The following is an 11,779-nucleotide window of genomic DNA, read 5'->3' on the forward strand; positions in this document are numbered from 1 at the left end:
GGTGTGCCGGAACTACCTTTCCCACCGTTAGCGGCTAAATTGTACCCTCCGCCGGCACCGCCACCTCCAGTGCCAAAACCATACCCTGAACTTGCATCCAAACCTACAGTATTGCCTGCTCGACCGCTACCACCAGCGGTCCCCAGTGGCCCTCCGCCTCCCATCCCTCCAGTTCCACCGCCAACTCCAGCGCTATCTGCACCATCACCACCGCCAGGTATTCCCCCCTGACCACCTGCGCCAGCAGCAATAGATCCATTACCAAATCGACCGCCTGAACCACCGGCGAGATTTAACAATGTCCCAAACGAGGTTGCCGATCCTGCGGTACCACTTTGCCCATCTGTACCTGAGTTTGTACCACCGATTCCACCTTGCCCCGCAGCGCCTATAGTCACCGCGTATGTTGCTCCTGGTGTTACCGTAATCGCTTTTTTAACCACTGAATATCCCGCACCTCCGCCACCGCCAGAACCGCCATAACCACCGGCTATACACCCACCACCGCCGCCACCGCCGCCACCACCAGCGCACGCCGTGATATACACAGTTGTGATCCCGGCTGGCACGATGAAATTACCCGACATTTCAAACCGGGCTTGTTTATTGCCAACCTGCTGAATGATTCTCTTAATTGCTAAGAGCAACTGACCATCATTAGCAGGATCTAGAGAAATACCCGAGTTTTCGACCACACCCACTAATTCGCGTTGCCAGGTGTTGAATATCTCGGCTTTTAATATTGTAGGGGGAACCCCCTGTGCAACATTACCATTAGTAAACTCGCCGTTCTGATCGGCAGTTTCAGTTACACTTCCAACTTTTTGCATGTCTTATCCTCGCTCATTGAACGATAAAGTGAATGTAGAATTGAATTAAAGGTATCCGGAGGCGGTATCGAATATGTTTGCAAACTCAGGCGTTACGTCATAAACGCCTTCGTCGTTAAATCCAAAGAAGATATATCCAAATTTTACCAGCGTGTGAGATGGAGCCAGTGCACTTATTCTACATTCAAGCTGCCTGTTACCCCAGGAGGCCAAAGGATCACCACAGTACGACATTCCACATCGTGCATACGTAATGGTTGTGTCTTCCGCTTCAACAAGCCAGACAAAAGGCCATTCATCCCCATTCAGCCCATCGCCACAAACGGACAAGCCTGCGCGGGCTTCACGATACTCTTTAATGGTGATGTTATAACCCAGCGCATTGGCTATACCGATGAAATAGGAGCGAGATTGGCCGCCTGTGCTGATGAATTTCGATACTACAGCGGCCTGACGCTTGGCAATGGTATCAACCTCTCCGATAGAACAGTCATCAGGTAATCCAAGCGTTTTTTCCCATTCGGTGAGCATAATTGTCGCCGTTTCTGGAAATGCACCGACCAACAATGCGATTGCATCAGTGTCACTGCGCTGAAAGCTGATAGACAACGCACGAATAACGGCGGCCTGAATGCTGTTCTGATCCCGTGGCCACGCCAACCCGGTTGGAATGAGTGCCTGCAAAGCCTGCTGATAATTCTCTGCGGTAAATTGGCTCATGTATAGTTCACCTCACCGCGCACCGGCAGTTCTCCCACGCCAAGTTCAATATTCGCCGCAGGCGATACCAGGATAAAACCAGCGGTACCATCAATATCCCCGATCGCCCTGTTCAAGTCAGAGAGAAAAATCTTTCCGTTTCCTTCCGGCGTTCCCCCCTCAAAGAACACGTTATCAATGGCCGCATCGATTGCAGCAGTAATATCGCTGCCAACATGGCTGATACCGCTGATCTCAAAATTAATCGTCTTGGCCACAGGGGAGCAGACATACACCAGGGCAGTCACTGGCGCCAGTGGGTATATGTAGTCAGCCACCCGACCTTGATCACCTGTTGCCTTTTGCGCTCCCCAGTCATCCAACTGTGATATGCCGTCAGTCCCAACAGGAAAGCCGTGGTTGGTTTCATCGTTGCCGTCACACATGATGTACACCCCAACGCTGCCTGCCCCCATCAACCGCCTCTTGGGCCAACAACGTGTAACGCCAGGCACCGCCAACGCCCATTGCTTATAATCCGTATCACTGCCGCCCTGCGGCGGGCTTTGGTATGCCAACAGCATGCGGGCGCGCAAACTTTCCTGCGTTTCAATATCAGCGCCACCGGTCGCGGGTTCAATCATTACACCGCTGGCATCAACACCAGGTAATGAGATATCGAGTGTCAAAGAAGTACCGGCATCAGCATTGCCGTCAATTCCTCCCCCATTCGGCGCATCAATAATATCAGGCAGGATAGCGATAAGTTTCCCATGAGCGGTACCATCAGCACCGATCTTCACGGCATCAACAAGGCTGTAGCGATAACCATCACCACGGCGCAATACAACCCCTTTGCCAACGGGTGCCCCTGCCGTCCCACTGAATTGATAGGATGGTGTTGACGCCGGATTGGCGGCGTTCTGGTAAACACTTTTCAGGCCTGCCCATCCCGCCAGCCATTCATCGGTGGAATTAAAAGGTGTCGCCTGCAGCGCGATGTAATCCAGATAGCCGTAATGCAAATGAGCCAGGCCGGCATCGGCGTCGGCCAGCACGCGCATATTGGAATAACGCAATAACGCGCCAGTTTTTCTGAGCTCTGATTGAAGCTGTGTGCGGCTCTTCTCACGCAGCTCGGTTAATGTAGGCCGCTTGAATGGCATAATTTATTGCTCCCAAACCCAAAAAAATCGCATATCCGTATCGTTACTATTCCCCGGCCTTTGATAGCGGATCACCATGTTCAGACGGCGGGGATAAACGATCTGAGTCGCGACAGAAAACGACGACACCACACCATCAGTCACCAACCATTGCAGCGCCTCCCGGGAGTAATCTTCAGCCTTTTGCGCGACTGCCTGAGTCAGTTTCTGCCGTCGCAGCAACCACAGGCGGGAACCAATATCATTTTCCTCGTCGGCATCCCCCCACCAACCCCGCCGATCATCACCATCAATATCGTCATCATCGCGTGCCACCCGATCGGTAAACAGGCTGATAATGATTGCGGTCTGCAGGTCGTCGCCGCTGACCAAATCGCCGCGCCCTTCTCGCCAATCAGCCGCCAGGCGTTCGACGTCCCAGAAAGAACTGATATCACTCATTCAACAGGCTCCCTGGGTTTCTCGCTGGTTTTCTCATCGTTGCCGCTCTGCACGTTTTTCACGATGTGGTCATGATCATTATGCCCATCACGCAGTTGTTTCAGCGTGGCTACATTGCTGTCGCAGTTGTCAATGACGTCACCTGTCACCTCAAGGCGTGGCGTATCAAGCCGAATTTTCTCTGTTGCTGTGACCGTTACCGTTGTTGCGTTGCTGACCGTCACCGGCTGGCCTTTGGCTTCAACTTCAATGCCGTTCTCAGTCAGTTTTATAAACATGCCCCACTGGTTATAAATGACCGATTCGCCGGGCTTTAAACCAGATTGCCGGTATTGCTGGTTGTTGCTGGCCACTATCACAGCGCTGGAGCGATCCCCCCCCAAATAGGCGAGCACAACATCAGTGCCCACCGGCAGACCTGAAGAAAAGCCAAATTCAGCCATACGCGGTGTTTCGCCACGCACCTCCAGCGGCGTCTGATACTGAAGCTTTTGTATGCCGCCAGCGTCGCTGTGTGCGGTGATCCGGCCAATGCCGAGCATCATGGACACGCGCCGGCCGAGTTGCCTCAAAATATCGCCACTCATCAATTAAGCTCCTGCACCTGGCTGTAAAATTGGTAAGGTTGCACCGCGAAAGCCTCGGGAGGCATGAGCACCATCCGCGCCATTGTCCCCTCCCAACCATTTCGAATAAAGGTCACTTCAGAGAGGAGCCACAGCTCATCCGGGAGTCCGAACGTAGGGATCTTGATGGGGATGAGGGTATTGGGTTCCCACAGCTTGCCGTCTTTGTCACGCCAGCTATCTACCGTCACCTGCAGTTGCCTTGACCGGCCATAACGTCGGTTCATTTCCCAGTCGATGCAGCTTTGCGCCTGGCTATGAGAGTTCATCGTGCTTTCAACAATGATTATGCGGTTGCGATACCGCATTTTTGCCGCCTCAGGGTCTTGCGCTTTTGCCAGTGCAACCGCTGAATACCCACTGTCAGGTGACAGTTCCATCGCGGGCGTCATCGACATCGATACGCCGACATAATCGGAAAATCGCTCGTCCATCGAGTCCATCAATGACGCCGTTTCAATGTTCTCACCTTGAGCCACACCGCTGGCAGCCTTGCGAGTACCCACCCGGGTCAAACGCAGATCACCATCGGGCGTATCAAAATAGAGCAATGCCGCCCAACGGCAGATCCTGTCGATAATTTCTTGCGACGACTCGCCCCAGTTCAACGTGAATTGCGGCACCGTCACCAGATCGGTCACGTCAGAGGCAACCTTTATGCCGTAGGGCGTCGCCAGGCGCTGAGCTATTTGCAGCGCGTTAGCCTGGCTGATGACGTTATTGGGCCATTCTGCTGAACAGTCCACCAGGTCCTGGCATTTGTTTCGCCCGCTTGCCCTGACCTCATGGCGTGATTTCGAAAGCGTCGGAGACCAGCGATCGATGTATCCCGTTATCACCAGGTCGTTACCCAGCATGACCTGGCACGCGTCTCCCTTTTTAACGAGTTGTTTCTCGTCTGTACCTGGGTAGTAATCCATCAGAGACAAATCGAAATCAGAGGGTAAACGTTCAATGCCGCGCGTTACCCTTACCTCATCCCAGCCCTGAATGATTTTGTTGTCTACCTTCAATATCAGTTCATCTTTCATTTTCTCAGCGCCCTGAATTTTGTCGGCATAAAGGCTGGATGGCGCGGCTGAACTGACTGCACCAGCTCGTCACCGCGCGCGGCATCCTGGTAAAGGCGATTAGCCAGCGTCAACGCCGGCAATGACGCAGACAGAACAACTTGAGTAAGCGAGCTCAGTTCCGCGCCCTTCTGCCCGTACGCATTGACGAGGGCGTTTCGCGTTTCCAGCAAATTGAGATAGTCGTCATCGTCGCCGGCATCAGCTGCCATCAGTAAAACGTCATCCAGCGTGTCGCAGACGCGGTTTAACATCAAAATGGCATCGTCATAGCTTGAAGGCTCATAGTCGGCAGCAACCACAGCCAGGACGCCAGCGGATAAAACGCAAAGTAGGATCGTGGCACTTTGAGCAATGGCATTTTCTGCATCCGTCGCGTAAAACGTCGCATTTCGGTATGAGGACAAGGTTTCCAGCATGCGGATCTTTTCCTCAACGCTGCCACTTACCGTTATCACCTCATCAATGATCGCCCTCGCATCGACAGGAAAGTCATCTACTGCGACCACACTCTCGAAGGTGGCCGTGAGGGTCAGCAACGTTGCACGGCCAGTCACCGCCTCAGCCATTTTTTGATGAACCAGCCCAGCGTAATCCGCCGTATCGTCTGATCGGTTAATCGCACCGGTAGAACCGGACACCCCACCGCCCACACTCCCTTTGCTATACCTGCCATAGCGGGCGCTGCCGAAGGTGGATTTCAGGACGTTGCTGAGGTTCGTCACTTCGTTGGCCGTGCCTTTCACCATGTTTCCCCAAAACGCTGCCGTGTTTCGTAGCGTCTTGATGGTTTGGGTGACACTCCGGATCTCGCCCTTCACCGTTGCGATAAATTTGGTGGCGGCCATCAAGCCGGTGCGTAGCCAATTGGTTTGAACCAGGGAAGAAGCCTGTGTGCTGCCGGTAATGGCGAAAACCTTTAGACCGGACTCAATGAGGGTGAGTGTGAATTCAAACGATCGCCCGTTATCTACACTTTCCAGCACGCGCAGACCACCATCAGGAACGCTAACCGTGAGTTCCCCCAGCGTAGGATGGATCAGCGTACCAGCCCCCTCCATTTCACAGGCGGCCACCAGCGAATTACGCTGAGTGATAACATCAGGCGCGTCATACGCCAGGCTGTTATGCACAATGAAACCGCGAATGGTCATTTTTCGAGTGCCGCGGCCCAGATCTTCCACCCAGGCGGTGTTGCGGTAGGGATATTCATGCACCGCCTGCCGGCGGCCAAACACCCCTTCTGCGCTGACAACAGCAAAAGGTACGCCACGAAACGACGCAGGGTGAATATGCTCAAACCAGTCCCAACTCTCGCCACTGCCCAATAGTGAAGAAAGCGCATCAGTGATCAGAGCCATCATCCCTCCTGAAATAAAAAACCCGCCGAGGCGGGTTTAACTTAATGATTGCATGGAAAGCGCTACACGCCCTCCACCATCCGTTTGCACTTTTCGGCGTTCCCCGGTCTGAGGATTCACCAGGGTAATTTCCAACTGGAACTTATTCTCGTCCATCGCCTTCGACATGGCCTCGGTGATCTGGCCCATCGCTGCTTCACCATCAGTTTTAGGGGTGAATAGTGAGACTTGCGTTTCAGATGCCTTTGGTGATTGGGCCGTTAGCGGTACCGTAGAATCACCCTGTTCGAAAACACCTGACTGACGCTGGTTAAATAAATTGTTCTGGTCTCGTAAACCACTCCAGCGCACATCATTCACAGAATCATTGATCCCTTTCGATATCTCGTCTGCTGTGTACGGCTGAGCACCATTTTCATGCTTGATGATGGCGGGAATAAGCTTTTCCAGCACCCCAGGAGAATGCAGGTCCAGCAGTTCAGATGGGTTAAAGCCCGTCTGTTTTGCCACAGCCTCAATATATGCCTGGGTATTGTTTTCACTTGAAGGCGCATAGGTTGGGATCATGCTATTTAGCTTATTTTTGCCACGGTCGCCGAATAACATCAGTTGGCGTGATAGTGCAGCCAACCCATCCTCGGGGGTTTCAAAGGTGACAAACCCGCCATTTCTTCCCGTGGCATTGGGGGCCGCTCGCAAGTTACCGGGGTTGTTATTCCGCAAACCCAGCGCATTATTCCCAGGCTGGCCATACGGCGTAGAAACCCCATTTCCGGGCCCCGGCATACCAGAAATTTTATCCAAATCTCCTTTCAACCGATCCGCGCGCCAAACCGGCTTGTAATACCCGTCGAGCTTTTTGATCAGATCTTCCGATGCATAACCCAGTTTTAAATCCAGCTTTTCTTTCCATGAAAGCGTGTCTTTAAATTTATCATCGCCCTGCGCATTACGGATGATATCGGCCTGCTTTCCTCCACGGTTAAACGTCAGGATGGAGCCGACCGTCGTGCTGTCGAGGCCGTTAGACATAACCTGCTTTATTTGGTCCACAGACGCAGCCAGCGTCTCAGATTGCCCCAGCCAGGCCTGCCCCTTCAACAGCATCCCGTCATAGGCTGCGCCGATCTGGTTCAGTTGCTGTTTAAATGCCAGGGCGTTCTGCAGGTCCTTATCGCTAAAAATAAGGCCATCACGGCGAGCCTGATCCTTCAGGCGTTGCACCTCACTGGTGGTGTTGCGCAAATAGCTGAGCAGTTCAGGTGAAAGTCCTAGCTTATTGGCAAAAAGAGCCTGTTGGCCTGCAGGCAGAGACTGCATAGAGCGGTTGAGATCGTTAACCAGCTTGCCAACATCCGCCAGCCCATCCTTGGTTAGACTAATTCCCACTCCGCGTTGCTTCAGCAGTGCCAAAAACCCGTCATTCCGACCATGTGCGGCATCGTTCGCTTTCTCGAACAAATCGCCTATAGAGCCCTCTGCTGCCTCACGGGCGCTGCCGTTCTCAATCATGGCTCCGGTTAGTTCTTGGAAAGCATCAGCCGTCATATTGACGTTTTTCGCGATGTTATCGATGCGGTAACCGGTGTTGGCAAAGTTGGTAAGATTGTTTTTGACGACATTGACAACCGCCGCTGCGCCACCCAAGCCCAGCGTTAGCCCTCCCACCATTTTCAGTGGTGGAACCATATCACCAATGAACTGAACACCGCTGCGGGCATTCTTTGCCAGAACGTCAAAGCGACTCCCCAAATCGTCAAGATTATCTCTCGAATCCTGCCCACCCAACGCCAGGGCATCGCGTGTTTTATCCAGGAGCGGATTGAGGTTTTTTACCACCTCTTCAATGCGCAATATCGCGGCCGACGCTTCGTCATTAGCCTTCAGCTCAAAATCGAATGAGTTGGCCATTACTTACCCGCCTTCGCTTTGTTGATACGACGGGCCTGGTCAGCCCAAAAATCCAACCGGGTACGGGTCAGGGACCACGCATCGCGTGGACCCCATCCGTAATACTTCGTCACCTCAGCAGCTAACTGTTGCCATCCGTAGAGGGATCGAAGGTTAAAAAAGACATCAGAAAATCCTCACATTTCCGGTAATCAGTAAATGCCATGGCACCCAACGCTTTTTCAGTCACTCCCGCATTAAGGGCAATCAGTAGCTTCATTGCAGCCATGCTGTTCTTGGCACGCTGAATGTCATAAAACTGCTCCACCTCAGCCAGCGCAGGCTCTTTCAGGTCCAGATGCTCATAACGCGTATCGCCCACTGTCAGCGCCTGGCAGAGCACAATCGTTTTGGTTTTATCAAGTACAGCCATATCAATACTCCGTTACCGAGCCGCCTTCCCAGCGAACATCAAATACCGCCTCTTCGCTATCGACATCTTGCGTATTCACGGACCACATATTTTCGCCAATGATGGTTTTCCCATTCGCCAGCTCAACGACAACAGAAACATTGGTTGAGTCGTTGATTTGCGCGATCGACGTGCCGCCGCTGTCACGCGCCTGATAAGAAATGAACGGTGCCCGTGGTTTTTCCTTGTAACCATGTACCGTATCCATCCCGGTCAACGTGGTCCGTTCCACTTTACCGGGGCTGTACTTGAACTGGCCGGCGACCATGACCGTTAGCCCATCGATGGTGACGTAAGCGGTACCGGCCAGGCGGTTAGTTGTATCTCCCATAAATCCCCCTTAGGCTGCGGTCTGCGCGCGGCGCCATTGATTGAGTAGTGCGAAAATTTCCAGTTGGTCGATCAGCGTGCCTGTCCACAGCACATCGATGCGCTTGGTGTTGCTGCTGTTTCGCTCCACCAGCAAGGTTTTGGCGAATGTCGCGGAATCCTGCACATACCCGTTGTATTCCAGCGTGCGGTACTGAGCGATCAGTTCTGCGCGGATCACATTCGGTGTCACAATAGCCGAACCCGGCGCAAATCGCGTTCCATCATTGGCCAGCTTCATGCGGCTGAACTTGGAGGTGATCTGAGTGCGCAGGAACCGCGTCACGAACATCAGCAGGAACAGCGTCTCGATATTCAGATAGCTATCGTCAGCGTCACCAAACTTGTTTTTCTGGTAGGTGGTGATCGTCTTTTCTACCTGTACAGAACCGTCATCAGCCACGGTAAATGTAGAGATACCGCTGTAGAGCAGATTGTTACGCTCCGTCAGCATAAAACGCTCTTCCAGCGGCGGGGCCAGAACACCACTGATGGTCAGGGTTTGTGTCGGACGGCCCGGATCATTACGCAGACTAGGCGCAATGGCACCTGTTAACGCGGCGGCCCACAGGTAGGCCGGCGTTGGTGAACCGTTGATACCCAGCAGTGTCTCATGCTGGTTATTACGCGCTTCGCCGGCAGCGGAAAGAGAACCATAAGTGCCCGCCAGCGCGCCGAAAGAATGACCATAGAGCTGTTGCGCGTAAGACCAGCGGCCGGTGGCATCGGAAAGGAACTCTTTCACGGCATCCAGTGACGTGGTGTCCGTATACGGGTTGACGATAAAATCGAAAGCCCGATCTTGCAGATTACCCAGCGCGTCCGTCAGCGCTGGCGCACCTGCACCACCTGCCATAACCGTTATTTTCAGTTCCATACCCTGAGGGGTTTCTTCTCCGCCGGCTGCCCCCTGAAAATTCAGACGAATGTCGATGCTGTTACCGTGCGCACCTTTGTTCTTCGCCGTCAGCTTGACTGTGTCGGTAGCAGCGGAATCCACCTCGGCGATGACTGGCAATTTGCTTTGAGCGTTGATCACGGCAGCAATGGCGGCCGCCACAGCAAGGTTGTCATCAGTGCTGACCACCGTCAGTTGCACACGCACGCCAGCAATATAGAGAGACAGCACGCCGGTAGCGGCTGCTGCTGTCACGACCTGTAATTTCCCGGTTGCTGCAGTGGTTCCCGTGGTGCCATCAGCCAGAGGCAAAATCCAGAGCTCCGCTGAAATGTCATTGGCCAGGTACGCGGTCATCATATTGTGCAGCATTGAACCGCTGCCACAGATGCCGGCGACAGCAGAATCAGACGATACCTTTTGCGGGATACCTGGCGTTGCAGTTGCCGTAGACAGCATTTGCCCGATCAACAGCGTGCGCTGAACCGCAGTCGCCGTGTTGGCCATCGAGTTATCAAACTCAGCATAGAAAAATGGCGCGCGCTGATTGGAAGGAAGGCGATTAAATGGAACGGTCATTGATCATTCTCCTGGATTTTCTTCCCTGTCGCTGGCTTTGCGGCCGCTTTAGGGTCGAATTTTTCAACATCGCCATCCTTCAGGCGGCGCCCCCAAAAAATATTGTCGGGTACCTGTTCGCCGGATTCAGGCAAAAAGGTGCCCTTGACCGGATCGCGCACAATGCGCCCCGGTGCGGGTTTCACAAACATAGAGTTACTCCAGATCGATTTTTACGAGTGGTTCGGGGGTGCCATCAGGCATGGAGATCGTTGCGTCTATTCCCTCGAGAGGTTCAGTATCGATTTCATAGAACTCTTCAGGGCCCTGGTAATATTCGATGTCCAGTTCCATCAGCAGTTGAGCTGTGTGCCCTTCACCGTCAGCATCAATACCAATGGTGGAGCGAACCTGAAAAAACTGCTGAATTTTGCGGGTCAGTTCATAGCTATTGATAACCGCGCGCTCTACCTGCTCGCGCAACTGCTCCAGCGCCTCTTCTGCTCTCTCTGCCCCATTGTCTTCCGATGCATCGTCCAACTCCTGCAGGCGCCCCGTGAGGCGAACAGTCGTCACCGTGTTGAACTGAGGAACATTACGTCCAAGTGAGCTCTTAACGTCGATCGGCGTTTGCACCAGAATAACCGGGTACATGTCCGCTGTGGTCGGCCAGTCCCGTGGCGAATAAACCCGATCGCCTGCATCGGTTTTATTCTTCAGCGCCTCAATGACCAGTAGCCTTATCCCTCTGGCATTCATACTTTCACCTTATTGAGAATAAGCTTTGTCCCGCCATGGCTATCCGGTTGAACGTCCGACACGGCAAACAGCGTATTAACCGGTACCCCACCGACGATACCGACGAACACACGATCCCCCTGCTTTGGCCGAGCCCGGAACTCGCTATCACGCACTCCCAACACCGGAGAAGTGGTGTTGATAGTGCTGCCGTTGTCCAGCGGCTCGACCTCTTGCGTATAGGCACGATCAAAAATGCCGCTGACGGTGTACGGCGCACCGCCGGCTGGCCGGTAGTCAACCGGGTCACCAAAAACGCCGTGCAACGGTGCAAGCAAATGCTGATCCCAGTTGATACCCATTACTCCCCCGATTGCACAGTGACTGCGGGCGCACTGCGAAGCAACGCCAGCTTGCGGAGTTGTTCAACATCAGCAACCACACCCAGACCGAGCAGCCGCTGCGCATCCGCTACCGGCAACGTGAACGCCCGGTTTTCTGAATAGTCACAGCCATCATGGCGCACCGTATTACCTTTGGTGACAACCACTGAAACCATGCCGTCCGGCAGCTTTTCACCGTCCTCATCGTCATCCGAATCATCGCCGGTGTCGGTGTCGGTGTCGGTGTCGGTGTCGGTGTCGGTGTCGGTGTCGGTGTC

Annotated in this window: 14 protein-coding genes and 1 pseudogene; all 15 read right to left on the reverse strand. The window is 53.6% G+C overall.

The features are described from left to right. Positions 1–103 precede the first annotated feature (103 nt). Positions 104–259 (reverse strand): hypothetical protein, encoded by a 156-nt coding sequence (locus tag NR114_RS07590; protein ID WP_234530698.1) that lies wholly within the window; start codon positions 257–259, stop codon positions 104–106. Between the two features lie 616 nt (positions 260–875). Beyond that, the gene (locus NR114_RS07595) at positions 876–1,550 is read right to left on the reverse strand and encodes a YmfQ family protein (protein ID WP_256813818.1); all 675 of its coding nucleotides are present in this window, start codon (positions 1,548–1,550) and stop codon (positions 876–878) included. Then, positions 1,547–2,695, reverse strand: coding sequence for a baseplate J/gp47 family protein (locus NR114_RS07600; RefSeq protein ID WP_256813819.1), 1,149 nt, complete (start codon positions 2,693–2,695; stop codon positions 1,547–1,549). Before NR114_RS07600 ends, NR114_RS07595 begins: the two co-directional genes overlap by 4 nt. Positions 2,696–2,698: 3 nt before the next feature. Continuing rightward, positions 2,699–3,136 carry a phage GP46 family protein gene (locus NR114_RS07605; RefSeq protein WP_256813820.1) on the reverse strand — a complete coding sequence of 146 codons (438 nt, stop codon included), beginning with the start codon at positions 3,134–3,136 and terminating at the stop codon, positions 2,699–2,701. Further along, positions 3,133–3,723, reverse strand: coding sequence for a phage baseplate assembly protein (locus tag NR114_RS07610; protein ID WP_234529141.1), 591 nt, complete (start codon positions 3,721–3,723; stop codon positions 3,133–3,135). The genes NR114_RS07605 and NR114_RS07610 overlap by 4 nt, the downstream gene beginning before the upstream one ends. Continuing rightward, positions 3,723–4,793, reverse strand: coding sequence for a phage baseplate assembly protein (locus tag NR114_RS07615; protein ID WP_256813821.1), 1,071 nt, complete (start codon positions 4,791–4,793; stop codon positions 3,723–3,725). Before NR114_RS07615 ends, NR114_RS07610 begins: the two co-directional genes overlap by 1 nt. Further along, the gene (locus NR114_RS07620) at positions 4,790–6,193 is read right to left on the reverse strand and encodes a DNA circularization protein (RefSeq protein ID WP_256813822.1); all 1,404 of its coding nucleotides are present in this window, start codon (positions 6,191–6,193) and stop codon (positions 4,790–4,792) included. Before NR114_RS07620 ends, NR114_RS07615 begins: the two co-directional genes overlap by 4 nt. Before the next feature lie 36 nt (positions 6,194–6,229). Beyond that, a complete protein-coding gene (locus NR114_RS07625; RefSeq protein ID WP_256813823.1) occupies positions 6,230–8,104 on the reverse strand; it encodes a hypothetical protein in 1,875 nt (624 codons plus the stop codon). Between the two features lie 121 nt (positions 8,105–8,225). Continuing rightward, positions 8,226–8,516, reverse strand: coding sequence for a phage tail assembly protein (locus tag NR114_RS07630; protein WP_129939251.1), 291 nt, complete (start codon positions 8,514–8,516; stop codon positions 8,226–8,228). Position 8,517: 1 nt separating this feature from the next. Further along, positions 8,518–8,886 (reverse strand): phage tail tube protein, encoded by a 369-nt coding sequence (locus NR114_RS07635; protein WP_062790459.1) that lies wholly within the window; start codon positions 8,884–8,886, stop codon positions 8,518–8,520. Positions 8,887–8,895: 9 nt separating this feature from the next. Continuing rightward, positions 8,896–10,401, reverse strand: a complete 1,506-nt coding sequence (locus NR114_RS07640) for a phage tail sheath subtilisin-like domain-containing protein (protein ID WP_256813824.1) — start codon at positions 10,399–10,401, stop codon at positions 8,896–8,898. Then, the gene (locus NR114_RS07645; protein WP_129940355.1) at positions 10,398–10,592 is read right to left on the reverse strand and encodes a DUF2635 domain-containing protein; all 195 of its coding nucleotides are present in this window, start codon (positions 10,590–10,592) and stop codon (positions 10,398–10,400) included. Before NR114_RS07645 ends, NR114_RS07640 begins: the two co-directional genes overlap by 4 nt. A 4-nt stretch (positions 10,593–10,596) precedes the next feature. Next, positions 10,597–11,139, reverse strand: coding sequence for an ATP-binding protein (locus NR114_RS07650; protein ID WP_129940354.1), 543 nt, complete (start codon positions 11,137–11,139; stop codon positions 10,597–10,599). After that, on the reverse strand, positions 11,136–11,480 hold the full coding sequence (locus NR114_RS07655; RefSeq protein WP_234529133.1) for a hypothetical protein: 345 nt from the start codon (positions 11,478–11,480) through the stop codon (positions 11,136–11,138). Before NR114_RS07655 ends, NR114_RS07650 begins: the two co-directional genes overlap by 4 nt. Next, positions 11,480–11,779: pseudogene (locus tag NR114_RS07660) on the reverse strand (hypothetical protein); the annotation flags it as partial. The gene NR114_RS07655 and the pseudogene NR114_RS07660, both read right to left, overlap by 1 nt.

The organism is Serratia sp. Ser99, from assembly GCF_024519545.1.
Taxonomy (GTDB): Bacteria; Pseudomonadota; Gammaproteobacteria; order Enterobacterales; family Enterobacteriaceae; genus Serratia; species Serratia liquefaciens.

Coding starts and splice junctions, on each gene's coding strand:
- NR114_RS07590 (WP_234530698.1), bottom strand. CDS start 259: ATGGATCTATTGCTGCTGGCGCAGGTGGTCAGGGGGGAATACCTGGCG.
- NR114_RS07595 (WP_256813818.1), bottom strand. CDS start 1,550: ATGAGCCAATTTACCGCAGAGAATTATCAGCAGGCTTTGCAGGCACTC.
- NR114_RS07600 (WP_256813819.1), bottom strand. CDS start 2,695: ATGCCATTCAAGCGGCCTACATTAACCGAGCTGCGTGAGAAGAGCCGC.
- NR114_RS07605 (WP_256813820.1), bottom strand. CDS start 3,136: ATGAGTGATATCAGTTCTTTCTGGGACGTCGAACGCCTGGCGGCTGAT.
- NR114_RS07610 (WP_234529141.1), bottom strand. CDS start 3,723: ATGAGTGGCGATATTTTGAGGCAACTCGGCCGGCGCGTGTCCATGATG.
- NR114_RS07615 (WP_256813821.1), bottom strand. CDS start 4,793: ATGAAAGATGAACTGATATTGAAGGTAGACAACAAAATCATTCAGGGC.
- NR114_RS07620 (WP_256813822.1), bottom strand. CDS start 6,193: ATGGCTCTGATCACTGATGCGCTTTCTTCACTATTGGGCAGTGGCGAG.
- NR114_RS07625 (WP_256813823.1), bottom strand. CDS start 8,104: ATGGCCAACTCATTCGATTTTGAGCTGAAGGCTAATGACGAAGCGTCG.
- NR114_RS07630 (WP_129939251.1), bottom strand. CDS start 8,516: ATGGCTGTACTTGATAAAACCAAAACGATTGTGCTCTGCCAGGCGCTG.
- NR114_RS07635 (WP_062790459.1), bottom strand. CDS start 8,886: ATGGGAGATACAACTAACCGCCTGGCCGGTACCGCTTACGTCACCATC.
- NR114_RS07640 (WP_256813824.1), bottom strand. CDS start 10,401: ATGACCGTTCCATTTAATCGCCTTCCTTCCAATCAGCGCGCGCCATTT.
- NR114_RS07645 (WP_129940355.1), bottom strand. CDS start 10,592: ATGTTTGTGAAACCCGCACCGGGGCGCATTGTGCGCGATCCGGTCAAG.
- NR114_RS07650 (WP_129940354.1), bottom strand. CDS start 11,139: ATGAATGCCAGAGGGATAAGGCTACTGGTCATTGAGGCGCTGAAGAAT.
- NR114_RS07655 (WP_234529133.1), bottom strand. CDS start 11,480: ATGGGTATCAACTGGGATCAGCATTTGCTTGCACCGTTGCACGGCGTT.